The following is a 13634-nucleotide window of genomic DNA, read 5'->3' as shown; positions in this document are numbered from 1 at the left end:
CGGCGGGTCAGTCGCCGAGGGCCTCCCGGACCGTGGGATAGCAGCCGATGAGCCCGTCGACACCCAGGATGTCGAACACCCGCAGGATCGCCGGCGAGCACGCCGCCAGCCGTATCCAGCCGTCGCGGGACATCGCGGCACGGTGGGCCTGGATCAGCGCGTTGAAGCCGGCCGAGTCCATGAAGGACACCGAGGCGAGGTCGACGACCGTGAACGGAGCCGGAACACCGGACGGCAGCAGCGCCTGGCGCACCTCGGCGCCGACGTCCTGGTCGATGTCACCGTGCAGCGTCACCACGGTGACGCCGCCGGGGGTGAGAGAGCGCACCGCGGAGAACGGCTGCGGGGTCATGGCACACGTCGTCCTTTCCCGTGCTTGGTCTGCCACCAGAATCGACCCCGGCCACTACACCTGTCAACCGATACCTGAAACCGTGTTCCTATTTACCGTTGCATGAAACACACGTCATACTCAGGGATCATGGGTGGAGTACCTGAGCCACACACCGGCTGGACATTTCTGACGAACCACGCCCGCGTCCTGGCGGTGATCGCCGACGATCCGAGCGCGCGCGTGCGGGACATCGCCGCGCACTGCCGGCTCACCGAGCGCGCGGTGCACAAGATAATCGCCGACCTGGAGGAGGACGGCTACCTCTCCCACACCCGCCAGGGGCGGTCGAACGTCTACCGGATCGAACCGGGGGTCCCGCTGCGGCACCCCGCCGAGGCGGAGGCCGGGCTGACCGTGGCCGCGGTCCTGTCCGTCCTGGCCCGGCACGACGCGCAGCGCGGCCCCAAGCCCTAGCCGGGGGACGCGGGGCCCCCGTCGGCCGGGTCCCGGCGCAGGGCCAGGAGCGCGACGTCGTCGGTGCGCCGGCCGGTGGGGCCGGCCTTGGCCAGGAGGTCGTCGATCAGCAGGTCCAGGTCTCCCTCGTCGGCCTGGGCGAAGTGGCGCGCGAGACGGGCCACGGAGTCGTCGAGGTCGACCCCCGGCATCTCGATCAGGCCGTCGGTGTAGAAGAGCAGCGCCAGCCCCGGCACGAACGGGATCTCGCGGTGCGGGAACACGGCGTCGGGGTCGATGCCGAGCAGCGGGCCGGGCGACACGCCGGCGGGCCGGGTGTCCCCGCCGGGCAGCCGGACCAGGGGCGGCAGGTGGCCGGCGCTGGCCAGGGTGGCCCGGCCGCGGACGAAGTCCAGGTGGGCGTAGAGGCAGCTGGTGAACAGGTCGGGGGCGAGATCGGTCAGCAGCCGGTTGGTGCTGGCCAGTACCTGCCCCGGCGGGATGCCGCGGGCCGCGCCCGCGTGCACGGCGGTCCGGACCTGTCCCATGAGGGCGGCGGCCGCCGCGTTGTGTCCCTGGACGTCGCCGATGACGGCCGCGGCGGCGCCGTCGCCGAGCCGGATCAGGTCGTAGAAGTCGCCGCCGATGTCCATGCCCCGGGTGGCGGGCAGATAGCGGGCGGCCACCCGCAGACCCGCGATCTCCGGCAGGGTCCGCGGGAGCAGGGCCTGCTGGAGGCTGTGGGCGAGGTCGAGCTTGGTGTCGTAGAGACGGGCCCGGTCGAGGGCCTGGGCGATGAGGCCGGCCAGCGCGGTCAGGACGGCGCGTTCCTCGGCCGGGAAGCGGTGCGCGCGCTCGTAGGACAGGATGCAGCAGCCGACCGGGCGGCCCGAGATCACCAGCGGCAGGAAGGCCCAGGCCGCCTTGCCGCTGATCAGCGGGGCGTCCGGGTAGGAGCGCCGTAGTTGTACCGGGTCGGCGAAGAAGGCGGGGACCCCGGTGGCGAGGGTGCGCCCGGCGGGCGTCAGGTCGCTGTCCACGGGCAAGCCGTCCAGGCGTTCGACGATCTCGGGGGCGTAGCCGCGGGACCCGGTGATCAGCAGCCGGCCGGCGTCGGCGGCGGACAGGATCAGGCCCTGGGCGCCGAACGCGGGCAGTACCTGGTCGGCGACCAGGTCCATGACGTCCTGCACGCCGACGGCCTCGGCCAGCGCGGCGGCCAGATGGGTGAGCTGGTAGAGCTGGCCCGCCCGGGCCGGTGTGGCGGGGTGCGCGGCCCGGCGGGGCGCCGCGGCCGGCGGCGGCTCGGCGTCGCTCGGGACGATACGGACGCTGATGCCGCTGGCGTCCGGGTAGAGGTGGAAGTCCAGCCACCGGTCGGGCGGGCGGCACGCGGTGAAGGCGACCGGCCGCCGGCCGAGGACGGCGGCCCGGTAGCGGTCCTCGTGGACCGGGTCGTCGAGCCAGCGCAGCGACTCCCACGGCAGGGTGCCCAGCAGCCGGTCGGCGTCGGCGCCCAGCAGTTCGCAGGCACCGGCGCTGAGGTAGGTGAAGCGGCCCGCCAGGTCCACCGCGCAACTGCCGCCCGGGAGGCGCTCGGCGAAGTCCGCGGCGGCCAGGTCGGGGCCCGCGGCCCGGTGGGCCGGCCCGGCCGGCACGGTCCGGGGCGGGGCGTCACCGCCCGGCAGGACGCCGCGCCCGGCGGCCTCCTCGACCAGCCGGGCCAGCCGCCGGCAGCTGGAGCCGATGTGCCCGCGTTCCCGGGCGGACATGTACGGCGGGCGCGGGGTCGGCCACATCAGCAGCAGCGCGCCCCAGCACTGAGCGCCGGTGACGGGGGCCGCGGCCAGCGCCATCGGGTAGGGCAGGGCCAGCGCGGTACGGGGATGGGTCCGGGCCAGCTGGGTGTGGCTGCCGGCCCACACCAGCCGGTCCTCCCGGACCGCGTCGGCCACCGGGGCGGCGGCGGCCAGCGGGACCCTGACCCAGGGGACGGCGAACTCGGCGGGCGCGCCGTACAGCGCGTCCAGGCGCAGCAGCGGGTCGCGCGGCGCCAGCAGGTAGAGGGCGCCCACGGACGCGCCGATCCGGCGCACGGTCTCCGCGAAGGCGGCGTCCAGTGCGCCGAGGCCGACGGCCGGTCCGCGTGTGCCGGTCACCGGGCACCTCCAGCAGCGCCGGGAAGGATTGATCCGGGCAGCAGCGACCTTCGTCCTTTCCCGCTCCGCCGGGCCGCGCGGCGGACCCGGCACCTGGTACGGCTTCCCCCACTCAGGGACGCTACCCGCGCGCGGGGCGGTCGGCATGGCGACGGACGGGAGTCGCACGGTCATGGAACCTTCACCTCGGGCCGCCGCTCAGCGGCCGGACAGCGGGCACCCGGTTCAGTGCTGTCGGTGAAGGGGGCCCTGATGATCGTCGTCGCCGTTCTGCTGCTGCCCGCCCTGGGGCTCGTGCTCTTCGGGATGGACCGGCTGGAGGACCGGCTGTTCGGTCCGCCCCGCCAGCCGTCGCCGGTGCGGCACGGGCGCCGCCGCCATCTGCGGCTGGTCGGCGGCACCGCGACGGAGCACCGCCATCGCCGGGCCGGTGCCGAGGGCCGGCGCACGGACGCCGCCTGACGCGGGCCGTCTGGCAGTCGCTGTCGGGGGTACTCGCGCGCTTCAGGGACGCCGGGACCGCGGCGCGGACCCGGCAAGCGGCGAACGGAACGGGAGATGATCACCGTGGCGACCATGGGCACACGGCCGCCCTCCGCCGGGGCGGACGGACACGGACCGGGGCAGGGGCCGGGGCAGGAGCCGGTGAGCGAGCTGGTGCAGCGGGCCTCGCAGCAGCTGACCGAGCTGGTGCGCGGCGAACTGAAGCTGGCGCAGGCGGAGATGAAGGAGAAGGGGAAGCGGTACGGCAAGGGCGGCGGCATGTTCGGCGGCGCCGGCCTGGTGGGCTTCCTGATGCTCCAGGCCCTGGTGGCCACCGCGATCGCCGCGCTGGCGGTCCCGCTGCCCGTGTGGGCCGCGGCGCTGATCGTGACCGCGGTGCTCGGCGTGCTCGCCGCGGTGCTGGCCCTGATCGGGAAGAAGCAGGTCAGCCGGGCGGCGCCGCCGACACCGCAGCGGACCATCGAGAACGTCAAGGCCGATGTGGCCGAGATCAAGGGGAGCGCACACCGATGACCCAGCCGCCGCACGACGAGCCGACCGCGCAGAACCCCGAGGAACTGCGCCGGCAAGTGGAACGCACCCGTCAGGAACTGGGCGAGACAGTGGAGGCGCTGGCGGCCAAGACGGACGTCAAGGCCCGCGCCCAGGAGAAGGCGAACCAGACCAAGGAACAGGCCGCGGCGATGGCCGGCCAGGCCAGGCAGCAGGCCGCCGCGGTGACCGGACAGGCGAAGGCCAAGGCCGGCGAGGTGGCGCAGCAGGTCCGGGACAAGGTGCCGGATCCGGTTTGGGACAAGGCCGCCCGGGCCACCGGGCAGGCCCGCGCCACGGCGTCCCGGGCCGGCCAGGTCTGGCACGACAAGGCGCCGAAGCCGGTACGGGAGAAGACCGACCGGGCGGCCCGGGCGGCCCGGGAGCACCGCGTCCTGCTGCTGGCCGGCGCGGGCACGGGCACCGTACTGCTCTGGCTGGCACTGCGGCGCCGGGGGAACTGACCCGGACCGCGAACGCCCGCCCGGTCACCCCGGCGGGACGTACCGACCGGGCGCGGGCTCTTTTACCGGCGGCCGGCTTCGGGCGGCGCGGCTCGTGGGGCCGGGCCGGGTGGGTGAGGGCGTCGGGGCCGGGCCCCGACTCCCTGTGCGGGCCGGCTTCGGGGCGGGCGCGGGCCTGCTGCCGCGGCCGGTCTCGGGCGGGCGCCGCTCGTGGGGTCGGGCCGGCTTCGGGCGGGCGCGGCTCGTGGGGCAGGGCCGGGTGGGTGAGGGCGTAGGGGCCGGGCCCCGACTGCCCCGTGCGCGGGGGCCGGTCCCGTCGCGGCGTCCGGCGGAGGGCCCGGCCGCCGTGCGGAATAATGCCCGTATGCGGATCTCAGCCAGGGCGGACTACGCGGTACGTGCCGCGCTGCAACTCGTCGCGTCGGGGGATGACGGGCCGGTGAAGGCGGAGGCCATCGCCGACGCCCAGGACATCCCGCACAAGTTCCTCGAGGGCATCCTCAGCGACATGCGCCGCGGCGGGCTCGTGGTCAGCCAGCGCGGCGGCAACGGCGGGTACCGGCTGGCCAAGCCGGCCGCCGCCATCTCCATCGCCGACGTGATCCGCGTCGTGGACGGCCCCCTGGTCTCGGTACGCGGAGTGCGCCCGCCGGAGCTGTCCTACCGGGGCCCCGCCCAGTCACTGCTGCCGCTGTGGATCGCGCTGCGTTCCAATGTGCGCGAGATTTTGGACGGCGTGACGCTGGCGGACGTCGCGGCGGCCGAACTGCCCGCCGACGTGGCCGCGTTGACCGACACCCCGGGGGCCTGGACCAACCCCTGATCCGTCCGCCCCTCGCCCGCATCTCACATAATGGGACGCGGCTGACCATCATATGAACAACCCCTTGGGGTAGGCGTCACCTTCTGCCACGATCCCTATCAACCCGGTGGGAAAACTAGGAATCGAGGGGTGACCATGAGCACGCTCAGCCGCGCAGGCCGGTCCCTGCCCCTGCTCACCTCCCGTCGGCACATCGACCTCCTCCGCACGTCCAGCGCCGTCTGTCCCGGCTCCTGAGCGACCGGCGCCCGCATCGCCGTACCGCCCGCCCCTGGACGTTCCCCCCGGCCCGCGCCGCCCGTGCGCGCGTGCCTCCGCAGCTCCGTGCCCACGCACCTTCCGAAAGGACACCTCCGTGTCTGCCGCCAGACCGTTCACCGCCCTGCGCACCCTCGCCGCCCTGGCGGCGCTTCCCCTTCTGCTGACGGCCTGCGGCTACGGCTCCGAGTCCACCGACGACGACAGCCAGACCGGTGTCGCCGCGGACGCGAAGAAGCTCTCCGCCGACGAGGTCAAGATCGGCTACTTCCCGAACCTCACCCACGCCACCGCGCTGGTCGGCGTCCAGGAGGGCCTGTTCCAGAAGGAGCTGGGCGGCACCACGATCAAGGCGTCGACCTTCAACGCCGGCCCGTCCGAGATCGAGGCGCTGAACTCCGGGTCCATCGACATCGGCTGGATCGGCCCCTCCCCCGCCGTCAACGGCTACACCAAGTCGGACGGCAAGAACCTGCGGATCATCGGCGGTTCCGCCTCCGGCGGGGTCAAGCTCGTGGTCAACCCGGACAAGATCAAGACCGAGGACGACCTCAAGGGCAAGAAGATAGCCACCCCGCAGCTCGGCAACACGCAGGACGTCGCCTTCCTCAACTGGATCGCGGAGAAGGGCTGGAAGGTCGACGCGCAGAGCGGCAAGGGCGACGTCTCCGTGGTCCGCTCGGACAACAAGGTGACCCCGGACGCCTACAAGGCCGGCTCGATCGACGGCGCGTGGGTGCCGGAGCCGACCGCCTCCAAGCTGGTCGCGGACGGCGCCAAGGTGCTGCTGGACGAGTCCGACCTGTGGCCGGACAAGAAGTTCGTCATCACCAACATCATCGTGTCGCAGACGTTCCTCAAGGAGCACCCCGACGTCGTCGAGGCGGTGCTGCGCGGCTCGGTCAAGACCAACAAGTGGATCAACGCCAACCCCGACGCGGCGAAGGCGTCCGCCAACAAGGCGCTGGAGAAGCTCTCCGGCAAGGCGCTGCCGGCCGAGGTCATCGACCCGGCGTGGAAGTCCATCACGTTCCTGGACGACCCGCTGGCCTCCACCCTGGACACCGAGGCGGAGCACGCGGTGAAGGCCGGTCTGCTGGAGCAGCCGAACCTCAAGGGCATCTACGACCTCGCGCCGCTGAACAAGGTCCTCAAGGCCGAGGGCGAAACCGAGGTCGACGACGCCGGCCTCGGCACCGAGTGACCCGGCGCGAACGATCCGACTCGTGAGATCCAAGAAGCTCCCAGGAGGTGACGACCATGGCCACCGCGACCGCCAAGGCCGCTGAGGACACCGGGGCCGCGACGCCCGCCGCCCGGGTCGAGCACGTCTCGAAGTCCTTCCCCGCACCGGGGGCGCCCGGCGGACAGCAGCTCGTGCTGGACGACATCACCCTCGATGTCGCGCCGGGCGAGTTCGTCACCCTCCTGGGGGCCTCCGGGTGCGGCAAGTCCACGCTGCTGAACCTGGTGGCCGGCCTCGACGCGCCGTCCGCCGGCGCCATCAGCACCGACGGCAGGCCCGCCCTGATGTTCCAGGAGCACGCGCTGTTCCCGTGGCTGACCGCGGGCAAGAACATCGAACTCGCGCTGAAGATGCGCGGGGTGGCCAAACCCGAGCGGCGGCCGGAGGCGGAGCGGCTGCTCGAACTGGTCCGGCTGCACGGCGCGTACGGCAAGCGGGTGCACGAGCTGTCCGGCGGGATGCGGCAGCGCGTCGCGCTGGCCCGGGCGCTGGCCCAGGACAGCAGGCTGCTGCTGATGGACGAGCCGTTCGCGGCGCTGGACGCCATCACCCGGGACGTGCTGCACGACGAACTGACCCGGATCTGGCGGGAGACCGGCCTGTCGGTGCTGTTCGTCACGCACAACGTGCGCGAGGCGGTGCGGCTGGCCCAGCGGGTGGTGCTGCTGTCGTCCCGGCCCGGGCGGATCGCCCGGTCCTGGACGGTCGGCATTCCGCAGCCGCGCCGCCTGGAGGACAGCGCGGTCGCCGAGCTGTCCGCCGAGATCACCGAGGAACTACGGGGGGAGATCCGCCGCCATGGCCAGCACTGACATCGATCCGGCACCGGGGCACGACAAGGCGTCGCAGGACCTGGCGGGGCTGGAGGCCGGCCTCGACGCGCTGGACACGGTGCAGGTGGGCCGTACGCCGCTGCGCGAGACGCTGCTGCGCAAGGTGCTGCCGCCGGTCACCGCCGTCGCCCTGGTCCTGGTCGTCTGGCAGGTCCTGGTGTGGGCGGAGGTCGCGCCGTCGTACAAGCTGCCCTCGCCGTCCGCGGTGTGGGACGAGGTGTCCACCGCGTGGCTCGAGGGCACCCTGCTCGGCTACATCTGGACCTCCGTCTCGCGGGGCCTGCTGGGCTTCCTGCTGGCGCTGGTCATCGGCACGCCGCTCGGACTCCTGGTCGCCCGGGTGAAGTTCGTGCGGGCCGCGATCGGGCCGATCCTGTCCGGGCTCCAGTCGCTGCCGTCCGTCGCCTGGGTGCCGCCCGCGGTGATCTGGCTGGGGCTCGACGACAAGATGATGTACGCGGTGATCCTGCTCGGTGCCGTGCCGTCGATCGCCAACGGCCTGGTGGCCGGGGTGGACCAGATCCCGCCGCTGTTCCTGCGGGCCGGCCGGACGCTGGGCGCCACGGGGCTGCGCGGTGCCTGGCACATCGTGATGCCGGCCGCGCTGCCCGGCTATCTCGCGGGGCTCAAGCAGGGCTGGGCGTTCTCGTGGCGGTCGCTGATGGCGGCCGAGATCATCGCGTCCTCGCCCGATCTGGGCGTGGGGCTGGGCCAGTTGCTGGAGAACGGCCGCAACAACTCCAGCATGTCGCAGGTGTTCCTCGCCATCCTGCTGATCCTGGTGGTGGGCATCGCCGTGGACCTGCTGGTCTTCAGTCCGCTGGAGCGGCGGGTGCTGCGCGGCCGGGGGCTGCTGGTCACCCGCTGAGACCCACCTGTACGAAAACCACCCGTACGAGCATCACCCGTACGAAGAAGACCGCACGACGACGAAGGCACCGGCCGTACACGGCCGGTGCCTTCGCGGTGCCCGCCGGTGCGGCGCGGGTGCCCGCCGGTTCAGACCGCCTCGGCCGTGACGCCGTCGCGGGCGGGCGCGGACCAGTCCAGGACGCACAGCGCCGCGCCGGCCGCCTCCGGTCCGCGGCAGTGCGCGTCGTGCCGGCGGGCGATGCCGTCCAGGTCCAGGTGCGGGCCGAAGGCGGGGTGGGCGGCCAGCCGCCGGGCATGGGCCCACAGCCGGGGATGGGCCGCGATCCGCTGTACGGCGGAGGCGTCCAGATGCCTGCGGTGCACGGTGTCGAGTTGCACCAGGGCCACCCACAACTCGACGTCGGCGGCGGTGATCGCGTCGCCGAGCAGGTACGGGCCGGTGGCCAGCCGCCACTCCAGGGAGCCGAGGGCCCGCAGCAGCGAGCCGAGGGCGGCGGTGCGCGCCTCGGGGGCGGCGTCGGCCTGTCCGGCCGTCTGGGCCGCGTCGTTGATGCCGTGCTCGCACAGGCGTCGCACGGCGTCGATCTCCTCGTCCTGGCCGCAGGGGTACAGCACCGGGCGGCAGCGGTCCGCGGGGCCGAAGCGCCGGGCCAGGTCGCGCAGGATGTCGGGGGTGTGGGTGCTGACGATCCGGCCGGTCCAGTCGTCGCTGAGCACGGGTGCGGTGGCCGGTCCCGGGTGGCGGTGCGAGCTGGCCTCGTACAGGGGGCGCAGGGCCGTGTGGCCGCCGCCGGGTTCGTCGGGCACGGCGGGCAGCAGGGTCACCGGGAGGACGTCGTCGAGGCCGAGCAGGCTGTGTGTGATGGCGATGCCGAGACAGTGCGGGCAGGACAGCGAGAGGTGGAGGCGGTAGCGGCGGGGCGCGGCGTAGTGACCGCTGCGGGGGTCACGGCCGATCCGGCCCCGGAACGACGGCAGGGACGGCACGGCTGGCGAGGGCGTGGCGGGCATGTTTCTCCCTGGGGACGGTTCCGGTGGGTGCGGTCGCGGCGTGCGGTGCCGTCAGGCGGGGAGGGCGAACGGAGGGTGTGCTCCGCTGAGGAAGTAGTCCCCGACCTGCCGCAGTCCGTGGGCGACGGGGTGGTAGAGGGTGTGGGTGCGGGCGTTGCGCCAGAAGCGGTCGAATCCGTGGCGCGAGGAGGCGGCGCCGGGGCCGATGACGTCCAGGGTGCGGGTGGTGATGTCGTGGACGGCGCGCGCGGCGGCGGCTTCGGCGGCGGTGGCCAGTACGGAGATCTCGGCGCACTCGTCGTCGGTGAGGTCCTCGCCGCGGGCCAGTCCCTCGTCGAGGGCGGCCACGGCCTGGTCGGCGAGGGCGGCCGCGGCCCGCGCGTCGACGGTGAGTTCGCCGTAGGTGACCAGTACGTGCGGGTCCTGGGCGAGGCCGTCCTGCCAGGCCGGGAGGCCGACCACGGGGTAGTCGCCGAGCGGGGTGCCATCGCCGGCCCGGGTGTACTCCCGGGTCCTGGTGTACTCGCGGGCCTCGGCGAGCACTCCTTCGGCGATGCCCAGACAGAGCTGGGCGGAGACCAGCCGGGCGGTGGCGGCCGCGAGGCCCGCGAACGGCGGCAGCGCGCCCTCGTCGGAGGAGAGCGAGCCCAGCACCGCGTCGGCCGCGACCGGTACGCCGTCGAACTCCACGCTGCCGCCGCCCGACAGTCGCTGTCCGAACGCGTCCCCGTCGTCGCCGCTGGTCACGCCGGGATGAGCGGGGTCGACGAGGACGGCCAGCGGCTCGCCGCTGTCGGAGCGGGCGGCGCGGACGGCCAGCCGGTCGGCGACCCGGGCCCCGCCGACGGTGCCCTGCCGCCCGTTCAGCAGATAGCCGCCGCCGGCCTCCGGGGTGAGCCGCAGGGGCGGTTCGTGGGCGGCGAAGCCGCCGCCCCAGCACCACTGGCCGGCGGCGGAGTCCCTGGCGATGCGTGCGGCCGTCTCGGGGCCGGCGAAGAAGCGGGCCGTCCAGGACAGGACGTAGTGACCGCCGAGGAGTTGGCCGATGGCGCCGTCGGCCGCGGCGATGTCCCGCACGACGGCGTGCGCCGTGCCCCAGTCCGCCCCTCCCCCGCCGTGTTCGGCGGCGGTCAGCAGGGTCAGCAGTCCGGCCTCGCGGAGCCGGTCCACCTCGTCGAACGGGGGTTTGCCGGCCTGGTCGCGGGTGATCGCGTCGGTGGCCAGGTCGTCGGCCACCTCACGGGCGACGCGCAGCCAGTGCGCACGGCCGCACCGCGCGCCTGCCGGGGCGGGGGCGGTGGTGGCCGGGTCGGGGGCGGTCGTCACATCCATGCCCGGCCCCTCGGTGACCGGCGGACGGACACCGGGCCGGGCTGCGGCAGTGCCACTGTCGTTCCTCCTCAGGACTGGCCCCGGGACGCGGGGCCGGAACACCCCGGCCGGCCGGGGGTGTACTTGTAGCCCACGCGCCGGACGGTGACGATCCGGTGCCGGTGGGCGCGGCCGAGCTTGGCCCGGACCCGGGCGATGTGCACGTCGACGGTGCGGCCGTCGCCGATGTGGCCGTACCCCCAGACGCTGCCGATCAGTGACTCGCGGGAGAGCACCTGGTCGGGGTGGGCGACCAGGTGGGCGAGCAGCTCGAACTCCAGGTAGGTCAGGTCCAGTACGCGTCCGTCGATCCGGGCGACCCGGCGTACGGCGTCGACCCGGATCTCGCCGTCCGGCTCGGCCGGGTCCGGGTCGGCGGCGGCCGGCACGGGGGTGAGGGGGTGGATGACCGGGCGCGGTCCGTCCGGGACGAACAGCCGGGCGGGGTCGGTGCCTTCCGGGACGAAGACGACGTAGCCGACCAGTGGCCCGGCGGCCCCGGCGGCCGGGTCGCCGGGCGGGTGCTCGGGCACCAGCCGCAGGTGACGGGAGCCGGGGTCGGGGGCCGGGTTCTCGGACGGCAGGGGGGTGGTCATGACGGGCTCCTTGACAGGGGCGCCGGGCGGCCGGGCAACGGAGGCGGCCGGGAGGAGGCGAGCGGCGAGCGAACAGAAGAGGGTGGGGGTCGTCCTACGGAAGACGGCAGACCGCGCTGGCGACGCGACAGAAGTCGACATGCCGACGGCGAACGAGCGGCTGCTGCGTACTGGACATGTGTTCCATCCTGCGCACCCGGACCACCCCCGGTCAACAGTTTCCTATAAATCCGGTAGGGATAATAGAGAAATGGCGTTCCGGGGCCGTTCAGTGGCCGGTCCGGGCCGGCCGCGGCGTGCGCAGGCCGAGGTGCTCGCGCAGGGTGCCGCCGGTGTAGGCGGTGCGCAGCAGGCCGCGTTCGCGCAGTACCGGTACCGCGTCGTGCACCACGGCGGCGAGGTCGGCGGGGGCCGAGGCCGGCAGCAGGTGGAAGCCGTCGACACCGCCGGCCGCCCGCCAGTCGGCGAGCAGGCCGGCGAGGTCGGCGGCGGTGCCGGTGAACCGGGCTTCGGCGGGCGGCAGCCGGTCCCCCGTCCCGCCGAGGCCGACGGCGAGCCGCAGCAGCACCCGGAGCCCGTCCGGGTCCCGCCCGGCCTCGGTCACCCGGCGGCGCAGGGCCGCGCGGGCCAGCCGGGCGGTGGCCGGGCCGTCGGCGTCGAGCAGTACGAGTTCGGCGTGCAGCGCGGCCAGTTCCCACTGCCCGTCCGTGTCGTGCACGTCGAGGGCGACGGCGACGGGCGGCCGGCCCTGCGGCGGGCGGGGCGCGGTGGCCGCGGTGTCCCGGCCGTCCCACAGCCGCACCGCCGCCGCCACGGTGTCGGCGGCCCCGGCCCACCGGTCGGGCCCCGAAGTCGGGTCGCGGCGGCCGGAGTCGGTCCCGCCGGCGGGGACGTCGACGAGCCAGCCTGCCCGGCCGCCGCTGGCGGAGTCGAGGCCGGCCAGCACGGCGGCCGCGCGCGGCGGATCGGCCCGGTCGGCCGGCACGGCCGGCACCAGGCCGACGCGGCTAGTCACCGGTGCGACACCGGTCAGCGCGGTGGCGTCGGCGGCGGTGACGAAGTCCAGGGTGCCCTGTTCCGCGAGGCGGGTCAGGGCGGCCCAGCGGGAGGCGCTGTCGTCGTCCGGCGCCACGTCCAGGGCCACGGAGAGGTGAAGTCGGCGGGGCATGGTCTCAGTCCCTCACTGTCCGGTCTCGGGCAGGCCGGGCGGGTTGATCTCCGACTTGGTCACGGCCTCGTCGGACAGCCCCCAGCGGGCGAGCACCTTGGCGTACGTCCCGTTGCCGATGACCTCGTTCAGCGCGTCGGCGAGCGGCCCGACCAGTCCGCTGTCCTTCTTGGTGGTGGCCGCGATCAGGCCCTGCAAGGTTTCGCCGGCCCCGGAATAGGTACCGGCGATCTCGGTCTTCCCGGCGGCGGCCACGTGGTAGGCGGCGGTCGGGTTGGGCCCGAGGTAGAGGTCGATGCGGCCGGACTGGAGGGCGAGATAGGTGTCGCTGTCGCTCTGGTAGTACTTGATGTCGACCGGTTTCCGGCCGGCCCGCTCGTTCTCCTTCGACCACTCGACGAGCAGCTTCTCCTGGTTGGTGCCGCTGCTCACGGCGACCGTCAGCCCGGCCACGTCCGCGGGCCCGTCGACCTTCAGGCCGCTGCCCTTCTTCGCCTCGAAACCGAGGTTGTCCTCGCGGTAGGTGGCGAAGTCGTACTTCTCCTTGCGCTCCTCGGTGACGGTGATGTTGCTGAATCCCACGTCGTACTTGGCGCTGTCGAGGCCCACGAAGATGTTCTCCCAGGAGACCGGGGTGGTGTCGATCCGCAGGCCGAGGACGTCGCCGACCAGGTGGGCGATGTCGGTCTCGACGCCGATGACGGTCTTGTTGTCGGTGGCGTAGAAGTTCAGCGGCGCCGCGGAGGAGGACGAGGCGACGACCTCCAGCGTGCCTCTTTCGCGGATCTTCGCCGGCACCTGGGCGGCGATGGAGCCGACCTTCGCCGTGCTGACACGTTTCTGGTCGGCGCTCAGGTTGATCTTCGTCTTGGTGCCCGAGGTGTCCGCGACCTCGGTGGTGGAGCCGTCGGAGGGGTCCGCGCAGCCGGCGAGGAGGAGGGCGGCGGCGAGTCCGATCGCGGTGGCGGTGGCGGTGCGGGCGAGGGCGGGCACGGTGGTTCTCCCGGGGT

General features: G+C 74.0%; 17 protein-coding genes. 9 read left to right on the top strand and 8 right to left on the bottom strand.

Features of this window, described 5'->3' with window-relative positions; all coding sequences use genetic code 11:
* Positions 1-7: 7 nt before the first annotated feature.
* Positions 8-352: an STAS domain-containing protein gene (locus AB0G32_RS09080; protein ID WP_361160352.1), complete on the bottom strand. Its 345-nt coding sequence runs from the start codon at positions 350-352 to the stop codon at positions 8-10.
* Positions 353-481: 129 nt separating this feature from the next.
* Here AB0G32_RS09080 and AB0G32_RS09075 point away from each other — a divergent pair, with 129 nt between their 5' ends.
* The gene (locus AB0G32_RS09075; RefSeq protein WP_361160349.1) at positions 482-808 is read left to right on the top strand and encodes a helix-turn-helix domain-containing protein; all 327 of its coding nucleotides are present in this window, start codon (positions 482-484) and stop codon (positions 806-808) included.
* On the opposite strand, the gene AB0G32_RS09070 is transcribed toward AB0G32_RS09075, so the two are convergent.
* On the bottom strand, positions 805-2946 hold the full coding sequence (locus tag AB0G32_RS09070; protein WP_361160346.1) for a SpoIIE family protein phosphatase: 2142 nt from the start codon (positions 2944-2946) through the stop codon (positions 805-807). The genes AB0G32_RS09075 and AB0G32_RS09070 overlap by 4 nt on opposite strands.
* 252 nt (positions 2947-3198) lie before the next feature.
* Here AB0G32_RS09070 and AB0G32_RS09065 point away from each other — a divergent pair, with 252 nt between their 5' ends.
* From AB0G32_RS09065 to AB0G32_RS09030, 8 genes are all read left to right on the top strand, one after another.
* Entirely contained in the window at positions 3199-3408 is a 210-nt protein-coding gene (locus AB0G32_RS09065; protein WP_361160343.1) for a hypothetical protein, read from the top strand.
* A 114-nt stretch (positions 3409-3522) separates the two neighbouring features.
* Positions 3523-3963 (top strand): phage holin family protein, encoded by a 441-nt coding sequence (locus tag AB0G32_RS09060; protein WP_361160341.1) that lies wholly within the window; start codon positions 3523-3525, stop codon positions 3961-3963.
* On the top strand, positions 3960-4445 hold the full coding sequence (locus tag AB0G32_RS09055) for a DUF3618 domain-containing protein (RefSeq protein ID WP_361160338.1): 486 nt from the start codon (positions 3960-3962) through the stop codon (positions 4443-4445). Before AB0G32_RS09060 ends, AB0G32_RS09055 begins: the two co-directional genes overlap by 4 nt.
* A 364-nt stretch (positions 4446-4809) precedes the next feature.
* The gene (locus tag AB0G32_RS09050; RefSeq protein WP_361160335.1) at positions 4810-5268 is read left to right on the top strand and encodes an Rrf2 family transcriptional regulator; all 459 of its coding nucleotides are present in this window, start codon (positions 4810-4812) and stop codon (positions 5266-5268) included.
* Between the two features lie 135 nt (positions 5269-5403).
* On the top strand, positions 5404-5505 hold the full coding sequence (locus AB0G32_RS09045; protein ID WP_361160332.1) for a putative leader peptide: 102 nt from the start codon (positions 5404-5406) through the stop codon (positions 5503-5505).
* Between the two features lie 118 nt (positions 5506-5623).
* On the top strand, positions 5624-6730 hold the full coding sequence (locus AB0G32_RS09040; protein WP_361160329.1) for an aliphatic sulfonate ABC transporter substrate-binding protein: 1107 nt from the start codon (positions 5624-5626) through the stop codon (positions 6728-6730).
* 56 nt (positions 6731-6786) lie between these two features.
* On the top strand, positions 6787-7584 hold the full coding sequence (locus AB0G32_RS09035) for an ABC transporter ATP-binding protein (protein WP_361160326.1): 798 nt from the start codon (positions 6787-6789) through the stop codon (positions 7582-7584).
* The gene (locus AB0G32_RS09030; RefSeq protein ID WP_361160323.1) at positions 7571-8473 is read left to right on the top strand and encodes an ABC transporter permease; all 903 of its coding nucleotides are present in this window, start codon (positions 7571-7573) and stop codon (positions 8471-8473) included. The genes AB0G32_RS09035 and AB0G32_RS09030 overlap by 14 nt, the downstream gene beginning before the upstream one ends.
* A gap of 131 nt (positions 8474-8604) precedes the next feature.
* Here AB0G32_RS09030 and AB0G32_RS09025 read toward each other — a convergent pair whose 3' ends face one another.
* The 6 genes from AB0G32_RS09025 to AB0G32_RS09000 all read right to left on the bottom strand — a co-directional run bounded on the left by AB0G32_RS09025 (position 8605) and on the right by AB0G32_RS09000 (position 13617).
* Entirely contained in the window at positions 8605-9489 is an 885-nt protein-coding gene (locus AB0G32_RS09025) for a glutathione S-transferase C-terminal domain-containing protein (RefSeq protein WP_361160320.1), read from the bottom strand.
* 51 nt (positions 9490-9540) lie between these two features.
* On the bottom strand, positions 9541-10821 hold the full coding sequence (locus AB0G32_RS09020) for an acyl-CoA dehydrogenase family protein (protein ID WP_361160318.1): 1281 nt from the start codon (positions 10819-10821) through the stop codon (positions 9541-9543).
* Between the two features lie 68 nt (positions 10822-10889).
* On the bottom strand, positions 10890-11456 hold the full coding sequence (locus AB0G32_RS09015; protein WP_361160316.1) for a winged helix-turn-helix domain-containing protein: 567 nt from the start codon (positions 11454-11456) through the stop codon (positions 10890-10892).
* A gap of 94 nt (positions 11457-11550) precedes the next feature.
* The gene (locus AB0G32_RS09010; RefSeq protein WP_361160545.1) at positions 11551-11634 is read right to left on the bottom strand and encodes a putative leader peptide; all 84 of its coding nucleotides are present in this window, start codon (positions 11632-11634) and stop codon (positions 11551-11553) included.
* A 90-nt stretch (positions 11635-11724) separates the two neighbouring features.
* On the bottom strand, positions 11725-12624 hold the full coding sequence (locus AB0G32_RS09005; RefSeq protein ID WP_361160314.1) for an LLM class flavin-dependent oxidoreductase: 900 nt from the start codon (positions 12622-12624) through the stop codon (positions 11725-11727).
* A gap of 12 nt (positions 12625-12636) precedes the next feature.
* Positions 12637-13617 carry an ABC transporter substrate-binding protein gene (locus AB0G32_RS09000; protein ID WP_361160312.1) on the bottom strand — a complete coding sequence of 327 codons (981 nt, stop codon included), beginning with the start codon at positions 13615-13617 and terminating at the stop codon, positions 12637-12639.
* Positions 13618-13634: the final 17 nt, after the last annotated feature.

The organism is Streptomyces sp. NPDC023723, assembly GCF_040639815.1.
GTDB lineage: Bacteria > Actinomycetota > Actinomycetes > Streptomycetales > Streptomycetaceae > Streptomyces.
This window is presented reverse-complemented; position numbering and strand designations above follow the sequence as displayed.

What these genes read in the sequence shown, in the direction of transcription:
- AB0G32_RS09080 (WP_361160352.1), bottom strand. Translation starts at nt 352, where the DNA reads ATGACCCCGCAGCCGTTCTCCGCGGTGCGCTCTCTCACCCCCGGCGGC.
- AB0G32_RS09050 (WP_361160335.1), top strand. Translation starts at nt 4,810, where the DNA reads ATGCGGATCTCAGCCAGGGCGGACTACGCGGTACGTGCCGCGCTGCAA.
- AB0G32_RS09045 (WP_361160332.1), top strand. Translation starts at nt 5,404, where the DNA reads ATGAGCACGCTCAGCCGCGCAGGCCGGTCCCTGCCCCTGCTCACCTCC.
- AB0G32_RS09030 (WP_361160323.1), top strand. Translation starts at nt 7,571, where the DNA reads ATGGCCAGCACTGACATCGATCCGGCACCGGGGCACGACAAGGCGTCG.
- AB0G32_RS09060 (WP_361160341.1), top strand. Translation starts at nt 3,523, where the DNA reads ATGGGCACACGGCCGCCCTCCGCCGGGGCGGACGGACACGGACCGGGG.
- AB0G32_RS09015 (WP_361160316.1), bottom strand. Translation starts at nt 11,456, where the DNA reads ATGACCACCCCCCTGCCGTCCGAGAACCCGGCCCCCGACCCCGGCTCC.
- AB0G32_RS09010 (WP_361160545.1), bottom strand. Translation starts at nt 11,634, where the DNA reads ATGTCCAGTACGCAGCAGCCGCTCGTTCGCCGTCGGCATGTCGACTTC.
- AB0G32_RS09005 (WP_361160314.1), bottom strand. Translation starts at nt 12,624, where the DNA reads ATGCCCCGCCGACTTCACCTCTCCGTGGCCCTGGACGTGGCGCCGGAC.
- AB0G32_RS09065 (WP_361160343.1), top strand. Translation starts at nt 3,199, where the DNA reads ATGATCGTCGTCGCCGTTCTGCTGCTGCCCGCCCTGGGGCTCGTGCTC.
- AB0G32_RS09035 (WP_361160326.1), top strand. Translation starts at nt 6,787, where the DNA reads ATGGCCACCGCGACCGCCAAGGCCGCTGAGGACACCGGGGCCGCGACG.
- AB0G32_RS09055 (WP_361160338.1), top strand. Translation starts at nt 3,960, where the DNA reads ATGACCCAGCCGCCGCACGACGAGCCGACCGCGCAGAACCCCGAGGAA.
- AB0G32_RS09020 (WP_361160318.1), bottom strand. Translation starts at nt 10,821, where the DNA reads ATGGATGTGACGACCGCCCCCGACCCGGCCACCACCGCCCCCGCCCCG.
- AB0G32_RS09025 (WP_361160320.1), bottom strand. Translation starts at nt 9,489, where the DNA reads ATGCCCGCCACGCCCTCGCCAGCCGTGCCGTCCCTGCCGTCGTTCCGG.
- AB0G32_RS09075 (WP_361160349.1), top strand. Translation starts at nt 482, where the DNA reads ATGGGTGGAGTACCTGAGCCACACACCGGCTGGACATTTCTGACGAAC.